Origin of the sequence: Marinilabilia salmonicolor (assembly GCF_003003035.1) — a bacterium.
Lineage (GTDB): Bacteria > Bacteroidota > Bacteroidia > Bacteroidales > Marinilabiliaceae > Marinilabilia > Marinilabilia salmonicolor_A.
On sequence record NZ_PVTS01000006.1, the window covers coordinates 87,592 to 103,987 of the forward strand.

10 protein-coding genes and 1 tRNA gene are annotated in these 16,396 nt (G+C 43.2%); 8 read left to right on the forward strand and 3 right to left on the reverse strand.

Going from position 1 to position 16,396, the window contains the following annotated elements:
• The first annotated feature begins 44 nt into the window (after positions 1 to 44).
• The 4 genes from BY457_RS07740 (at position 45) to BY457_RS07755 (ending at position 4,550) form a co-directional block, all read left to right on the forward strand.
• On the forward strand, positions 45 to 1,244 hold the full coding sequence (locus BY457_RS07740; protein ID WP_106152766.1) for an MFS transporter: 1,200 nt from the start codon (positions 45 to 47) through the stop codon (positions 1,242 to 1,244).
• Positions 1,241 to 2,611, forward strand: a complete 1,371-nt coding sequence (gene hemN, locus BY457_RS07745) for an oxygen-independent coproporphyrinogen III oxidase (protein ID WP_106152767.1) — start codon at positions 1,241 to 1,243, stop codon at positions 2,609 to 2,611. The genes BY457_RS07740 and hemN overlap by 4 nt, the downstream gene beginning before the upstream one ends.
• A gap of 286 nt (positions 2,612 to 2,897) precedes the next feature.
• Positions 2,898 to 4,331 carry a protoporphyrinogen oxidase gene (gene hemG, locus BY457_RS07750; protein WP_106152768.1) on the forward strand — a complete coding sequence of 478 codons (1,434 nt, stop codon included), beginning with the start codon at positions 2,898 to 2,900 and terminating at the stop codon, positions 4,329 to 4,331.
• A gap of 134 nt (positions 4,332 to 4,465) precedes the next feature.
• Positions 4,466 to 4,550: transfer RNA gene (locus tag BY457_RS07755), tRNA-Ser, on the forward strand.
• Positions 4,551 to 4,732: 182 nt separating this feature from the next.
• Here BY457_RS07755 and BY457_RS07760 read toward each other — a convergent pair.
• Together BY457_RS07760 and BY457_RS07765 are read right to left on the reverse strand one after the other, a co-directional pair.
• Positions 4,733 to 5,191, reverse strand: a complete 459-nt coding sequence (locus BY457_RS07760) for a DUF7713 domain-containing protein (RefSeq protein WP_106152769.1) — start codon at positions 5,189 to 5,191, stop codon at positions 4,733 to 4,735.
• A 137-nt stretch (positions 5,192 to 5,328) separates the two neighbouring features.
• On the reverse strand, positions 5,329 to 6,165 hold the full coding sequence (locus BY457_RS07765; RefSeq protein WP_106152770.1) for an ADP-ribosylglycohydrolase family protein: 837 nt from the start codon (positions 6,163 to 6,165) through the stop codon (positions 5,329 to 5,331).
• 568 nt (positions 6,166 to 6,733) lie between these two features.
• Here BY457_RS07765 and xyl3A point away from each other — a divergent pair.
• Both xyl3A and BY457_RS07775 read left to right on the forward strand, forming a co-directional pair.
• Entirely contained in the window at positions 6,734 to 9,337 is a 2,604-nt protein-coding gene (gene xyl3A, locus BY457_RS07770) for a xylan 1,4-beta-xylosidase (RefSeq protein ID WP_106152771.1), read from the forward strand.
• A gap of 396 nt (positions 9,338 to 9,733) precedes the next feature.
• A complete protein-coding gene (locus BY457_RS07775; protein WP_106152906.1) occupies positions 9,734 to 10,927 on the forward strand; it encodes a Gfo/Idh/MocA family protein in 1,194 nt (397 codons plus the stop codon).
• Positions 10,928 to 10,930: 3 nt separating this feature from the next.
• Here BY457_RS07775 and rimK read toward each other — a convergent pair whose 3' ends face one another.
• Positions 10,931 to 12,307 carry a 30S ribosomal protein S6--L-glutamate ligase gene (rimK, locus tag BY457_RS07780; protein WP_106152772.1) on the reverse strand — a complete coding sequence of 459 codons (1,377 nt, stop codon included), beginning with the start codon at positions 12,305 to 12,307 and terminating at the stop codon, positions 10,931 to 10,933.
• A gap of 681 nt (positions 12,308 to 12,988) precedes the next feature.
• Between rimK and BY457_RS07785 the strand changes: the two genes are divergently transcribed.
• Together BY457_RS07785 and BY457_RS07790 are read left to right on the forward strand one after the other, a co-directional pair.
• Positions 12,989 to 15,259, forward strand: a complete 2,271-nt coding sequence (locus tag BY457_RS07785) for a hypothetical protein (RefSeq protein WP_106152773.1) — start codon at positions 12,989 to 12,991, stop codon at positions 15,257 to 15,259.
• Between the two features lie 26 nt (positions 15,260 to 15,285).
• A complete protein-coding gene (locus tag BY457_RS07790; RefSeq protein WP_106152774.1) occupies positions 15,286 to 16,275 on the forward strand; it encodes a hypothetical protein in 990 nt (329 codons plus the stop codon).
• The last annotated feature ends 121 nt before the right edge of the window (positions 16,276 to 16,396 follow it).

Sequence of the window (16,396 nt, forward strand, 5' to 3'; positions counted from 1 at the left end):
GCCCCTGAATAAGGGGAATACAAAACAAAAAAGCAGGTCATTCAATGAACCAATCATTTAAAAAATACGGAACTCTTCTGAGTCTATACCTGGCGCAATCCATTCCCATGAGTTTTTTCTCAACCGTTGTGCCTGTAATCATGCGCCAGGAAGAGTATTCGCTTACCTCCATAGGGCTCATTCAGCTCATTAAGATACCCTGGATATTAAAATTTTTATGGGCCCCAATGGTGGATCATACCAGCCCATCGAGAAAACATTACCGTCGCTGGATTCTGGGATCTGAGGTGTTTTATGCAATGGTAATTGTCCTGATCAGCTTCTTCAACCTATCCAGCGATTTCACAACCATCATAATATTGGTGGTCATCGCCTTTATTGCATCAGGCACCCAGGACATAGCAACCGACGCTTTTGCCATACTCACCCTCAAATCGGAAGAACGCAGTTACGGCAACAGCATGCAATCGGGCGGAAGTTTTCTGGGCACCACTATCGGAAGCGGTGTGTTACTTATGGCTTATTACTATATTGGTTGGCAGGCATTACTCTTACTGCTTGCATTTCTGGTAACCATGGCACTAATGCCGGTAACATTTGCGCGATTACCGCTTGAACAAGTCACCACTACCCCCAAACGACGTCCCAAATGGGATGATGGGTTCAGTTTTTTTAAGCAAAAAGGAAACTTACGCCACTTGCTTTTGTTGTTTGTATATTATTCCGGAATCATCGGTCTTTTATCCATGTTTAAACCTTTTATGGTTGATCAGGGATATACCACCAAAGAAATAGGGATGATTTCAGGAATTTACGGAACAGCAGTGGGTGCAGTCTTTTCCCTTGGAGGCGGATGGATTATCCGAAGAGTAAAAAGAACAACTGCACTGCAGATTATTCTACTGGCCGGATTCCTCTCTTCCCTGTTTTTTGTTTGGAAGATGCACGGGCAGGTTCCACTGTGGGGAATTTATGTTGCCAGTTCCATGGTTTGGGGAACTTACGGAATGGCTTCAGTATTCATTTATACCGTTGCCATGGATAAAGTTCGAAAAGGACTTGAAGGGACAGATTTCACCATTCAAATTGTAATCACTCACCTGAGCAGTCTGTTTTTGACCATCGGTCTCAGCAAATTTGCAAACACATACGGCTATCACGGGATGTACATCCTGGAAGCACACATAGCCATCATATTATTAATATTGTCACGAACATTATTTAGGAAAGTAGTAGAGAAATGATAGACCAAAAGCTTTTAAACAAATACAACCAACCTTTACCAAGATATACCAGTTACCCACCGGCCACCTTTTTTAAGGATGGATTTACGGCATCGGACTACATTAAAGCTGTTGAAGAATCAAACGAGCATCAGCCCAAAGCGATCTCCCTTTATCTGCACATCCCGTTTTGTACGCAACTTTGTTTTTATTGCGGTTGCACCACCCTCATATCACGCAACAACAATCTGTATGAGGATTACATCGATGCCATCATCAAAGAAATAGAGCTGATTGCCGGACATATTGATAACTCGCGACAGGTTACCCAGATTCACTGGGGCGGCGGAACCCCAAATGCGCTCTCTGCCGATCAGATTGAACGGATTATGAATGCCATCTATCGCAATTACACCATGGCATCCAACGCAGAAGTTGCCATCGAATGCAATCCGGCGTATCTCACCATTGAGTACATCGACCGGTTGTTAAAAATGGGCTTCAATCGCATGAGTCTCGGGATTCAGGATTTTGATAAAAAGATTTTGCTAGCTTCCAACCGGGAACCATCAGCCATGCCGGTCAAAGACATCGTTCGAATACTAAGAAACCACGGAGTTTCGGTAAACCTCGACTTCATTTACGGCCTCCCCTATCAAACGCCGGAATCGTTCAATGAATCCATCAAACAGGCCATAGATGCCCGTCCCGACAGAATTGTAACGTTTTCGTATGCACATGTTCCCTGGGTAAAAAGCCATCAGAAAACATTGGAAAAAAATGGTATTCCGGGGCCCGATGAAAAGATGCAAATGTTTGATAACGCAAGAGAGACACTACTGGAGGCAGGTTATATTGCCATCGGAATGGATCACTACGCACTTCCCGAAGACCCGCTGAGCATAGCCATCAAAAGCAAAACACTACACCGGAACTTCCAGGGATATTGCACCCGCGACACCACTGGACAGGTTTATGCCTTCGGAATGTCAGCCATAAGTCAGCTGCACAATGCCTACGTACAAAATACCAAGAATGTACCTGCATACATCGAGGCCATAAAAAAAGGAGAAGCCCCGGTAGAAAAGGGTTACCTGATGGATGATACTGATATTGCAGTTCGTGAGGTCATCAACGAAATTATGTGTAACAACCGGTTAAACTGGGAGGAAGTATCCGGACGCATCAATAAAACTGCGGAAGAGCTGAAAACCTTGACTGCTTTTGATGCAAAAAAGCTTGAACCACTGGCCGAAGACGGATTACTCAGTTTTGATGATGAGGAGATAACCGTCACACCAACAGGTCGTTTCCTCATTCGAAACATCGCAGCCATTTTTGACCCTAAACTTAATGCAGGGGAAAAACGTTTCTCTAAGACAATTTGAGGAATGAGAGATAAGCCAAGAGCTATGAGCTAAGTTTCTCTCAACCTCAACCTTAGTCTCAACCCCAATCTAAATAGAATCCGTCTATAAAGTCGGGAAAAATGGTAATTGAAGCTGTGTCGGTTCAGAAAGTTGTGGTTGCAAGGCTTGGCATTTCCAAAAATGCGGAGTTTACCTGAGTAAATGAGTACTTTTCGGGAATGGCGTAACGAAGCAACCGTGACTTTATGGACAGGCACTAAATAACACCCAGCCCTTACAGGGCCCAAAAACATCACCGCATTCTATGAAGAAAGCAACAATCATTGGCGCAGGACTCACAGGACTCACCACGGCTTATTATCTGAAAAAGGCAGGATGGAAAGTCACCATTCTGGAGAAAGATACCAGAACCGGCGGAGCTATTCATACCCATCGGGAAGATGGTTTTGTCTTTGAAAGCGGACCAAACACAGGCATGATTTCTCATCCCGAAGTGGCCGAACTGTTTGAGGAACTAGGCAATCAGGTAGAGGTGGAACCGGCCAATGAAGAGGCTAAACGGCGCCTTATCTGGAAAGAGGGCCGCTGGCACGACCTCCCCTCATGCATGAAAGCAGGTATCAAAACACCGCTTTTCTCCTGGAGGGACAAACTCAGGTTACTAACTGAACCATTCAGAAAGCCGGGGAAAAATCCCGATGAGACACTTGCCGAAATGGTCAAACGAAGAATGGGTAAATCATTTCTCGACTATGCCGTTGATCCATTCATTCTGGGAATATATGCAGGCGACCCATCCCAGTTAGTTACCAGGTATGCGCTGCCAAAGCTCTACAACCTGGAGCAAAACTACGGTAGTTTTATCAAAGGAACCTTTAAAAAGCACTCAGAGCTGATTCGGGAGAAGAAAAACGATCCGGAATTATACAATTACCATAAAAAAGCCAACAAAAAGATGTTCTCCATGGCCGGAGGGCTTGATAATCTGGTGAACGCACTCACCGGAAAGTTTGAGGAAGAAGAAATTCTGTTAGGTTGTGACAACCTCACAATATGTCCTGCCAATAACATCTTTACTGCTAAATTTGAGCACCGGGGCGAGACAAAACTAATGGAGAGCGATGCCCTGATTACAACTACTGGCGCACACGAAGTACCCAACATCCTGCCATTCCTCCGTGATGATGAAAAACAGAAAATCACCAATCTGGTTTACGCCAAAGTGGTTCAGGTAGCCATCGGTTACAAAGAGTGGCGCGGCATTCCGCTGAAAGCGTTTGGAGGTCTTGTCCCCTCCCGTGAGCATCGCGATGTTCTGGGGGTTCTTTTTCTTTCCGCCTTTCTGAAAAACAGGGCCCCCAAAGGCGGAGCACTACTTTCGGTTTTTCTGGGAGGAGTAAGAAACCCCGAGATGGTTAACCTCACGGATGAGGAAATAGAAAAACTGGTATTTCCTGAATTGCAAAAAATGATGATGGTTACGGATAGAAAACCCGAACTCTTTCGGATTTTCCGCCATACACACGCCATTCCTCAATATGGTGCCTCAACAGGAGAGAGAATAAAAGCTGTTGAGGATATTCAAAATCATTTTCCCGGTCTTTTGCTGGGAGGAAACCTCCGGGACGGTATCGGAATGGCCGACCGGATTAAACAGGGAGTGGCCATGGCCAAAGAACTGGATGAAATTTTTGAAAAAAAAGCAACCTCTCAAAATTCTGAGATACAACAAGATTAAGCCACCCTTTAAAAATAGTCTGATTTTTTTACCCAAAAGGTTTTGTGATTTCAATAAAACACCTAATTTTGCAACCGCTTTGACAGAGAAACACACGGTTTCACAAACTGAATAAGCAAATACGTTATTCGACTGGAGAGATGGCAGAGTGGTCGAATGCGGCGGTCTTGAAAACCGTTGTACCGCGAGGTACCGGGGGTTCGAATCCCTCTCTCTCCGCAAAAGAAACCATCCTTTTTTTAAAGGGTGGTTTTTTTTTGCCTGAGAGTGAGGGGGCAAACGAGGCGCGGAGTGACCTTATCAGAAGGATCATTATCGCAGCTTAGGACAAACAGACCACATACTTTCTGATATAACTTTCCAAGAAATACCAGTCAAAAAATTTAATTCAATACCTAATTCTATTCACTTGGATCTATTATTTCAAACCTAAACTTGAAAGTACAATAAAGAGAAATCATCTCACAAAACTTCCGGTAAGAAATCTTCCTGCCATCTACAGCGAACAGGGGTTCTGACCAATCTTCTTCATGATCTGCCAGAATAACACCAGTCAAACTTTTTTCTTCCAAATCTAAAGAGCAATCCTCACCCATTTTTAGAGACTTTTGATTGATTTCTTCTTTGACTTTTCCTTTCAATTGCAGTTCCGCTAATTCTATATCAGCATCATAATCTGATAATATCTCAATTCTTCGGGGATAGTAACTCTCCGTTTCTTCTGCAACTTCAACAGCCAATGATAACATTCCACTGGGAACCTCAAAAGATATTATCTTAAAATGATATTCTTTGCCCCACTTGTCTGAAATATAAAAATCATACCCGTCCTCAAGCGGGCTGGTTGTAATTGTTGTCATAATATATTTGATTAAAACATTCAGTCGTTATAATTTTCTTCTGAGCCTCATAAAACCAGCAAATATCATTAGAGCCTTACCTCGGATTATTCATAAGTGAAATAATTTTTGAAACGAAGTTCCACGAGGTCAATAGTTCAGGTTAAAAAAACGCCTCCAAAAGTTTCTTCATCATTTGAGGATAATTTCCTATAAAAGTCTCTTAAAACTTCCTGCATTTCTTCCGGTAGTCTTGCTTTAACCTCATGGATAAATGCCGGGGGGACCTCTTTGTAATAAACTTCTGCAAGACCGCCTGTTATCGCTGCAATGGTATCACTATCCCCTCCTATCGAAACAGCCAGCCGAATCGCATCCTCAAAATCTCGACTCTCCAAAAATGCAACAATCGCCTGAGGAACGGTAACCTGACAAGTTTCATCAAATTGATTATGCGCCCGAATGGTCTCACAGCCGGCGGAGAGATCGTAGCGATATGTCCGTTCAATAGTCGATTTTATCTCTTGTTTTCGAGCTCCTTTTCTGGCTAAAGACAAGGCCTCTACCACTGCCCGTGCTCCTTTCAGTCCTTCGGGGTGATTGTGCGTCACTCCGGTAACCATGTCAGAGTATTGTAGCGCGTCTTCAAGAAAGGTAAAATAATCTCCCACCGGACTAATCCGCATGGCAGCCCCGTTCCCAAAACTATTGTAGGGTTCCGGTAAATCTTTAGGCGAGGCAATCCACTGAGAAAAACGAGTTCCATAACTCTCGTCAGGATACTTAATGCACCACTCCTTTAACGTGGTGGCAAAACGATCAGCGCTGGTCACCCCCCGCTCGCTCGAGACCAATATCCAGTGAGCCACTGCAATGGTGCAAACTGTATCATCTGTAAATGTGCTTTCTTCGGTAAAAAATTCAAAATCAGTTGCCCGGTAATTGTCAAATTCAAAGCGCGAACCAACAATATCACCAATTATTGCTCCTATCATTTTGTTTTAAGTTTTGTAAAATTTCCACATAAAAACGCCAATAACTGCATTCAGGAAATCCCAACATGGCACTTTATCTTTTTTTGAATCAAGGACTTTCAAACACACCACCGAAAGTCTTGAATCAATTCAGATTATGCAGATTTCTGAGTGGAATCTTTCTTTTTTCTTGAAAATATATTTTGCCATAAAATTAACAATTCGTTCGAACTTTCCGAGTCGAATCATGTTTTGTTCTGCTCTGTTCCGGCATGTCCTAAATTTTCCCCATATTTGAATTCAACTTTACCCAACCCTAAAAACAATAATTGTTTCGTTTTATATCATGAATAGCATTTTGCACAAGATTGGCGGTTAACAACCTGAATTGGAGATTGTAATTGACACTTTATTATTAGACCGTTTAGATTTTTTAAACCATAAGAAATAAGACAAATTGTATATTGCAGAAAGCATTCACTCAATCACAAAAACCTTTTGAACACTAACAATTGATTCAAAAGTCTTGTAAAAGATTAACAGCCAATCCCCCTTTAATCATTTAATTAAAACATAGCTAACAAAAACCATGAAACAAAAACTACCTGGAATCTTATTATTGGGACTATTTTTTCTTACAGGCACAGGATGTACCACAGAAATATGGAAGGACAACAGCTATTCCCCTGAAGAAAGAGCAGATGATTTACTAAAGGAATTGACGCTTGAGGAAAAAGTGTCGCTAATGGTAGATCAGAATGCCCCCATTGAACGATTAGGGATTAAAGAATACAACTGGTGGAACGAAGCTTTGCATGGTGTGGCCCGCGCCGGCAGAGCAACAGTTTTCCCTCAACCGGTAGGTATGGCGGCAGCTTTTGACCGAGACATGGTACTGGATGTGTTTTCTACAATTTCGGATGAAGCCCGCGCCAAACACCATTATTTTAAAGAGCGTGGAGAACGTGAACGATATCAGGGCTTAACCATGTGGACACCCAACATTAATGTATTTCGCGATCCCCGATGGGGACGTGGCATGGAAGCTTACGGTGAAGATCCATTTATGAACGGAGTTCTGGGCACAGCTGTAGTGAAAGGTCTGCAGGGTGATCGCACCGGGAAATATGATAAGCTTCATGCCTGCGCCAAGCATTATGCAGTTCATTCAGGCCCCGAGTGGAACCGCCATTCTTTTAATGCCAAAAACATCAAGCCGAGAGATTTGCATGAGACCTATCTGCCGGCATTTAAAAAATTGGTGATCGATGGTGATGTACGCATGGTCATGTGTGCCTACAATCGTTTTGAAGGTGTCCCCTGCTGCGGAAACGATCAATTATTGCAAGATATCCTGCGCAATGAATGGGGATTTGACGGAGTGATCCTCTCTGATTGCTGGGGCATCAATGATTTTTATAATGAAAATGCACATGCCACCCACCCTGATGCAAAAACGGCATCTGCAGATGCCGTCTTGGCAGGCACGGATCTGAATTGCGGGGATAGCTATCCGGCATTGGTGGAGGCCGTAGAACAGGGATTGATTACTGAAGAACAACTGAATGTTTCCCTGAGACGGTTGCTGATTGCCCGTTTTGAGCTCGGCGAAATGGATTCGGATGAAGAGGTGGAATGGTCAAAAATTCCTCATTCCATAGTTTCCTCTCCGGAGCACGCAGCCAAAGCACTAGAGGCAGCACGCAAATCTATGACTTTGCTGATGAATAAGGATAACGCCCTGCCTCTGAAAAAAGAAGGACTAACTGTAGCAGTTATGGGCCCCAATGCCAACGATTCACTGATGCAATGGGGAAACTACAACGGAACCCCGACAGCTACAACCACCATATTACAGGGAATCCGTAATGCTTTAGGCAATGATGCTCAGGTCATTTACGAGCAGGGAACAGAATGGGTGGACAACCGCATTTTCAAAAGTGTTTTCGACCAGTGCATCAGTGAAAAAGGACAGGGCTTTTCGGCACAATATTGGAACAATCCCGATCGTGAGGGAGAACCTGATGTGGAAACGATTGTCAACACGCCTTTCAATTTTCATACCGGCGGAGCGACCGTTTTTGCTCCCGGAGTTAACCTGACAGATTTCTCAGCCAAATACAAAAGTGTGTTTACGCCGGAACAGTCAGGCGAAGTATTCTTCAATTTTTACGTCAACGGCATTATCCGTTTACTGATAGACGGAAAACCTGTATTCGAACACAGGGCAGGTCATGGCGGCCGCAAGCAGGAATACAAAATGGAAACGGAGGCAGGAAAATCCTACGAAATTGAACTGGAATTTGCACACCATATGTCAGAGGCTGAACTGAATTTCAACATTGGCTACATGGCCAAAGTGGATATTCCCGCATCTGTAGCACGCGTAGCCGGTGCCGATGTAGTGGTATTTGCTTCCGGCATCTCACCTTTTCTCGAAGGTGAAGAGATGGGCGTGGATCTTCCGGGCTTTAAGGGTGGCGACCGCACAGATATAGCCTTACCTGCCATTCAAAAAGAAATGCTCAAAGCACTGCACGAAGCCGGAAAAGAAATAATTCTGGTCAACTGTTCCGGCTCTGCCATCGGCTTTGAGGAAGCAGCTGATTATTCTTCAGCCATTTTGCAGGCCTGGTATCCAGGGCAGGCGGGCGGGCAAGCCGTTGCCGAGGTGCTCTTTGGTGACTACAACCCTGCCGGTCGATTGCCGGTCACTTTCTACAAAAGCGTAGATCAGCTCCCCAATTTTCAGGATTACAACATGGCCAACCGCACTTACCGCTATTTCAAGGGAGAGCCCTTATATCCGTTTGGTTATGGTTTGAGCTATACGACCTTCAGCTATGATCAACCGGAATTAAGCAAAACATCTATCTCAACTGATGAAGAAGCGTCTTTGAAGGTTTCGGTTACCAATACAGGTGACTATGACGGAGAAGAAGTAGTTCAGCTTTATCTTCAGAAGCCTGATGACAAAGAAGGACCACTGTTAACATTACGTGGCTTTCAAAGGATATTTATTCCCAAAGGGGAAACCGTAGAGGTAGAATTTCAACTTACCGAAGATGTTCTGGAATGGTGGAATGCCGATGCTCAGCGCATGACACCGCTTGCAGGCGATTATCGTCTGCTGGTTGGCGGCTCATCCCAAGTACAGGATTTACATGAAGCGGCGCTTACAGTGGTTCAGTAAATCGTTGACTTTCTCAAATATTCAGCCATCTGCATCTCGTGCAGGTGGCTTTTTTTATAGTCTGGACGCTAAAACCTTTTCCATCAAAAGGTTGTTAGTTTTATGGCTTTGAGAAACAGAAAAAAAATATATTAAACCATATAAGACCTATTAGAAAACAAGGTTAATTCTTCTTACCTTACCCATAAAAACAGGCTGAAAGCCTGGAATAAATAGCTCAGGGGGTTTCCCCAGTAGGCGTTGTCTAAAAAAAAGTGTCATATTGAGCTTAGTTGAAACATCTGTATTTCAAACGAGCAGATTCTTCAATAAGCTCAGAATAACATAAAAACTGGACTCTTGGGACAGCCTCAGGTATTTCAATTTCCTTTAATACCGTTCAAAAAAACCAACACCATGGAAAACCAAAAACAATCAAAAGACACTGATCGCAGAACTTTCCTGAAAAATCTGGGAATAATTAGTGCTGCAGGCTTTTTTGGAACAGGCATCTTGAATACAGCCTGTGGAGCCAGCACTTCCGGAAATACCAATGGTAACAACAAAATACCAGGAATTGCGCTGGTTGGATTGGGCGGATATGCAACGGGGCAACTGGCGCCTGCACTGCAGGAAACAAAACATTGCAAACTTACCGGAATTGTGACCGGAACTCCTGCAAAGGAGGAGCAATGGATGAAAAAATACAACATCCCCAGAAAGAATGTGTATAATTATAACAATTTCGACAGCATAGCCGACAATGATGACATCGACATCATTTATATTGTGCTTCCCAACAGTATGCATGCCGAATATTCCATTCGTGCCGCCAAAGCCGGGAAACATGTGATATGTGAAAAACCCATGACCACTACTGTTGAGGATGCCAGAGCCATCATTAAAGCCTGCAAAGAAAATAACGTCAAGTTATCTGTTGGATATCGGCTTCACTTCGAACCTCATCATTTGCGAGCAATGGAACTGGGGCAGACAGAAGAAATGGGTAAAGTGCTCAACACCGATGCCGCATTCAGTTTTGTGCTCAACAACAAGAGCTGGAGACTGGACAAGCAGATGGCAGGTGGCGGCCCACTCATGGACATAGGCATCTACACCATTCAGGGTGCCTGTTACACCAAAGGGCAATGGCCGGTGGAAGTGGAAGCCCGATATGGAGAAGTAACCAAACCAGAGTTGTTTAATTCAGTGGAGCAATCCATCTCCTTTACGCTTAAATATCCTGATGGCACCACATCTAAACACAACACAAGCTATGCCGACAATGCCAATTACCTGAAGACAACAGCCGAAAACGGATGGTGGGAACTGAAACCGGCATACAATTACAGCCACATTAGTGGAACAACCACCGAGGGCGAAATGAACTTCTCAAATGTCAATCAACAGGCGCGGCAGATGGATGCCTTTGCCCTTAGCATTATCAGGGACACCCCCATTCTGGCAACAGGAGATATGGGACTCAGAGATATGATGATACTGGAAGCCATTTATCAATCTGCCGATACGGAAAAACCGGTTTCCCTGGATCTAAGCGGACTATATATCCCTCGTTACAACATTCACCACGAAGTGAATAAATTGATTTAACCCTTAGCACCGCTTAAACTTCAATTCCTTCTCCACTGCCTCAATCATGATTCCGGCAATATCTTTGTTGGATGCCCCTTCTATGCCCTGCAATCCCGGGGAAGAATTGACTTCCAGCAACATGGGGCCATTCTTTCCGCGGATAATATCAACTCCGGCCACTTTCAGATGCAGTGTTTTGGAAGCCAGAATAGCCATGCGCCGCTCTTCCTGGGTTATTTTAGTGAGGGAGGCCACCCCGCCCATGTGAATATTGGCACGAAACTCACCAGGCGCAGCAGTTCTCATAATGCTGGCCACCACTTTACCATTCACCACAAAACAGCGAATATCCTTACCACCGGCCTCTTTCACAAACTCCTGAACCAGAATATTAGCTCTTAGACTCTTAAAAGCATTTATGAGGCTCTCAGCAGCTTTCTTAGTCTCTGCCAGCACCACCCCTTTGCCTTGTGTCCCTTCCAACAACTTAACGATCAACGGGGCACCACCCACCATCCTGATCAGCTCATTGGTATCAAGCGGAGAATTGGCAAACCCCGTAGTAGGAATGGTTAAGCCGTTGTTGATCAGCAACTGAAGAGAGTAAAGTTTATCTCTGGACTGCGTAATTGCTCTGGCAGAATTAAGGGTGTAAACCCCCATGGCCTCAAAATGCCTGGTCAGGGCGCAACCATAAAATGTAGCACTGGGTCTGATGCGGGGAATAATGGCATCAAAATCGTTCAGGATACGTCCGCCACGGTAGTGCATCTCCGGATTACGTCCATCCAGTTTTATGTAACAATCTTTGATATTCAGAAACTCCATCTCATGCCCCCGCTCCTGTCCTGCCTCCATGATACGTTTATTGCTGTACAAAGAAGGATCACTGGCCAAAAGACCTATTTTTAAGCCGGTGGGTCGCGAAACATGAGCATTGTAAAAACCATCAAGCATTTGAGAAGTCATTTCCCCCAACAGGAAAGAGGCCTCTGGATCAACCACTATTCTTCCGGCCATAGCCTGCCGGCCCAAAAGCATCCTGTAGCCCATAGAGTCCCTGTTGGTCAGTGTAATTTCTATGGTCCATGCTTCATCAGCTACAGCCAATGCCGATTCTATCACAAAGCGGGTCTCACTGACACCGCTGGAACTTTTCACTCTTCGCTTACCCAGCACCGGAGCTTCGCAATTAATGGTTGTACGACCATCATCCTGCAAAGGATGAACGTCAAAACTAACCCAGGCTTCTCCGTTTTTGGTAAATGGGGTAATATTTACAGCATGCAATGCCGATGTTCTGGCTCCCGAGTCAATCCTCGCTTTTATGGCAGGAATATTCAAGTGTGGCAAATTGCACCACTCCTCACTCCCAACTACTATTTTATTTAGATTCATCAACTTATACTCATTATATGTTATTGCCTGTCTTAACTTCACTGTTAAAATTAGGCGACCGGAAAATTAGTTGTTTTAGCACAGTAATTTGCATCCCAACAAACAAAACTTTCTGCAAAAAATGTTTTTAACCTATCTTATACATAAAACAGAAAAGGTGTAAGGAAGTTGAAAGCCTGAGAGCAATAGTCGAAGCAACGCCCCGGGTTTTGAGGCATCCCCTGTCTCCCTCTCATGATGACACGAAATACTAAAATTGTTATTATTTACGTCTTTACAGTGATCCCGGTTCATAATAGAATTTTGAAATATCTTTGACCAAGTATTTGACCAATCTATTTAAACAATCTCAGAAATGGCACTAACCAACATCAATAACCTGTTTGTAATAATCATCTTTGGAGGATTAAATTTACTTGCATTCATCAACTTTACCAACCCGCTAAAGATAAATCAACGGGGCAACAAATGGTTTGCTCTGTTTTTATTTCTTCTTTCTTCCTGTTGGCTGGGCCTACGATTTTGAGCAACAAAAGGTAGTGGAATATGGCATTACAATGGTCTATCCATACTTCTCATACAAGTTGCTTTGGTAATCGAAAAAACACCTTACTTATCTATTTATACTTCCACAATTGAAAATTCTTAGCTAAATTTAACCTGCTTAAAAACCCAAAACTTATGAACCTGCTCCACTATTTACCCGATCATCTTCCATCCCGGAATAATCTCCTCCGCGATGCCCCGCTGACAATATATGATAAACTAAAGCTGGATAAAACCACAACGGTAAAGCTGCCTGCCCTGGGAAAGGAAATTATATTCGAACTTCACCAGGATGCTGCTTTTTCTCTAAAGGTATTTAATCATGCAAAGGATCTGAAAGAGGCATCCATCCCGGATTATTTTAAGAAAGGGGAAGCTGAAAAGTTTTTCAAAGATCAATCCCTCTTATCCTACAGGCTTTGGGGAAGGCTTCAAAGTGAAGGAGATTTGCAGGGCGGGGATATAGGAGGCCTCAACATTACCGCAGGTCAAACAGCAGAAATATCCAAAACCACCTCCCACCCCAACGATATTTCCTTAGATATAGCACTGATTAAAGACCTCAAACATTTCACAGCCCTTTTAACCGGGGCGGACCAAGCGTCACTACTCAATTCCCTCAAGGTACATGAAGCTATGGCATACGCATTTACCGGCAATTTAACTTTTGAAATTTCTGTAAATCTGCTAAAATTGCTATCTGTAGCCTTTGCACCTGTATTTTCACTTACACCAGGCCCCAAAACACCGCTTTCAATTAACCCATCCATTCAAATAGGCTTTAACGCCATCAAAAACGACTCTTTCCGGGTACAAATTTCCAAACAGGCAGACGACAGATTCAAACTTTTCCTTCAAAAAGAAATTCTGAATGACAAAACATTTAGCGTTTCTGCCGGTCTGAACATCAGCATTCGTGAGAAAGATGCAGAGAGCATAGCACAGATCATCGATGATTATTTTGAAACATATTTAGGAAAACCCTTTAGTGAAATAGAAAATTTCCTGAATCAGGCCAAAGAGCTTAAAGAAGATAGTTTTTTGGTAGAACTGGCTTATAAAATTGCATTCAATGGCACGGGAATAGAGCAACTCCGGGAACAATTCGATATTTACAAAAATAAGATGTACGAAGCCCGCAAGAAAGTGCTGGAAACAATTACCGCGACCGTAGAAGCCGGGGTAGAATACAAGTACAGAAAAGCTGCTAACCAGAGCACCCTGCTTGAGGCAACCCTTTCAGGCGATTTTCTGATTCAGCAAATTGGTAACATCCTCAAATTAAACATCACTCATCTCATATCTGAAGCCCGGAAAAATGTTCCCGGCATAGAAGTACAAAACTATCTGCAGGAAAAAAATCTAACCATTGAAGAACACCTCACTTTCGGAATTTCTTTGGGAAATATGGCACTCAAATCTGCCACGAAACAGATATTTGTTTACGACGAGAAGCTTTCGGGACTGGAGCGTGAAAGAGCAATTCAGATTGCTTTTCTGGATGAAAGAAAAGTTACTGTTTTTGGAGAAGAAGCAACTGTCAGAGCCTCTCTTGACGCCGAAACACCTACTCCAAAATCCACACTTACCTACAGTGAAATTGATTGCAGCCTAACCCTGACTACCTGGAAAAGTGATCGCAGAATACGTCCATGGGACAAAAAAGATCTTCAACAGTTTCTGCAAACAGCACTTGTTTGGAACATCTTTGATGAAGATGAATCAGAAGATTTTTTTACATCCATCTGGGAAAACCTTCTAAAAAACAGAGACGTGGAATATGAATGTAAGCTACACATACCTCACCAAATTTTCCGGCAGACTATTCAATCTCTTTCCAAAAATGCTTCGATTGAGGCCATCAGCGAGGCAATAGCAGCCTCCATTCTTCCCAATAAATCGGACCAAAGAAGCTTGTTCATTTCAGCACGAAAAGAATTCTACACTCCTCTGATTTTAAACTCCTTTGAGGGACAAGACATCCTTGAAAGTTTAAACCAGCCTCTTTATACCCAAAAATACCCGAAATGGAAACAATACGAAATAACACAGATTAACAATCAGAATTTTAGTGGTTCCGACAGTTTTATGGGGATTTCCAATAACCGGACATTCAAACATTTTCAGAAATTTATTTCAGCAATCAACTTATTAAACCATCAAATACAAAACAATGAAGTTGTTGAATCAAACCTTGAAAAGTCGGTACTTAAGTTCTTCTTTGAGTCCTTCCATACCATTGTGAAGGACCCGTCAGGATTTGCACAGCGATGGATGGGATATTATCTGCTAACAAGTATCGTCAAAGAATTTCCGAAAATCACAACTTCTGTCATCAATACATTAACCATACAATATCCCGACCAAAAGAATAATAAAACAGCCCTTCTGATTGGAGGAAAATAAAACCAAACCACTCAAAAACCACTCATATGATTGACAATCCGGCCCTCGATATTGCCATCGGCCTGGCTTTTACCTACGGCATTTACAGTCTTATCGCTACTGTAGCCACCGAAATCATTTCCACATTTCTAAAACTACGCGGAAAGAATCTCAGAACTGCAATCATCAGGATGCTGGACAATGGAACTGATAAAAATCAGACTACCAAACAGTTGCTTTCCACTACCAGTGACAAACTGGAGACGGACCTTAGCCGGAAATTCCTCAATCAACCGGAAATACGATTTCTGGGACGCATCTCAAACAACGGGAAGGAGCGTTGTCCCTCTTACATTAAGCCTGCAACATTTGCCAGAGCGTTGCTAAATACCATTGATTATTCCTGGTCCGAAAACACTGATCTCACAACCCTTAAAGAGAAGCTTAACCCCGACACCCCCACTCACAAACTCATCATCAATATGCTTGATGAAGCCAATGGAGATATTGCAAAGTTTAAAGAATTATCTGCCCAATGGTTCAATGACACCATGGACAGAGCCAGTGGTTGGTACAAACGAAAGACTCAACTGATTACTCTCATTGCTGCTGCCATCATCGTGTTTCCGCTAAACCTGAACACCATCGAGATAAGTCGCAAACTCAGTTCTGATAAAGAAGCCAGGATAGAAATGGTAGAGGCTGCCGGCAACTACATCCAAACCTACAGCCTTGTAAACGAAACCAACCAGGACAATCTCGCCAAACTCGACAGTCTGAATAACCAAATGCAAATATTGTTGGCCGAAGCCGGAAAAACCGAATCAATTCTTGATATGAATATTCAACCAAAGACACCTGATCAATGGTTTGTCTATATCTTTGGATGTCTGCTGACAGTCATTGCACTTTCTTTGGGAGCCCCCTTTTGGTTCGATCTGCTCAGCCGGTTTATTAAATTGCGAAATACCGGGGTTCCGGAAAAAACAGAAATTAAAGATAGCCGGCAAATTCGAAAAGTTTCGGTGAAAATATAGCCGGTACATATCAAATTAGTAGGGCGTTCTTAACCCGCTTTATTAAATTCTTTGATTGCGCTGCCTGTCTTATGTAAAAGGCAGGGTACAAATTTCCATCATAAAGAAAGGAATTTCCAAT

What these genes read in the sequence shown, in the direction of transcription:
- BY457_RS07740 (WP_106152766.1), top strand. Translation starts at nt 45, where the DNA reads ATGAACCAATCATTTAAAAAATACGGAACTCTTCTGAGTCTATACCTG.
- hemN (WP_106152767.1), top strand. Translation starts at nt 1,241, where the DNA reads ATGATAGACCAAAAGCTTTTAAACAAATACAACCAACCTTTACCAAGA.
- hemG (WP_106152768.1), top strand. Translation starts at nt 2,898, where the DNA reads ATGAAGAAAGCAACAATCATTGGCGCAGGACTCACAGGACTCACCACG.
- BY457_RS07760 (WP_106152769.1), bottom strand. Translation starts at nt 5,191, where the DNA reads ATGACAACAATTACAACCAGCCCGCTTGAGGACGGGTATGATTTTTAT.
- BY457_RS07765 (WP_106152770.1), bottom strand. Translation starts at nt 6,165, where the DNA reads ATGATAGGAGCAATAATTGGTGATATTGTTGGTTCGCGCTTTGAATTT.
- xyl3A (WP_106152771.1), top strand. Translation starts at nt 6,734, where the DNA reads ATGAAACAAAAACTACCTGGAATCTTATTATTGGGACTATTTTTTCTT.
- BY457_RS07775 (WP_106152906.1), top strand. Translation starts at nt 9,734, where the DNA reads ATGGAAAACCAAAAACAATCAAAAGACACTGATCGCAGAACTTTCCTG.
- rimK (WP_106152772.1), bottom strand. Translation starts at nt 12,307, where the DNA reads ATGAATCTAAATAAAATAGTAGTTGGGAGTGAGGAGTGGTGCAATTTG.
- BY457_RS07785 (WP_106152773.1), top strand. Translation starts at nt 12,989, where the DNA reads ATGAACCTGCTCCACTATTTACCCGATCATCTTCCATCCCGGAATAAT.
- BY457_RS07790 (WP_106152774.1), top strand. Translation starts at nt 15,286, where the DNA reads ATGATTGACAATCCGGCCCTCGATATTGCCATCGGCCTGGCTTTTACC.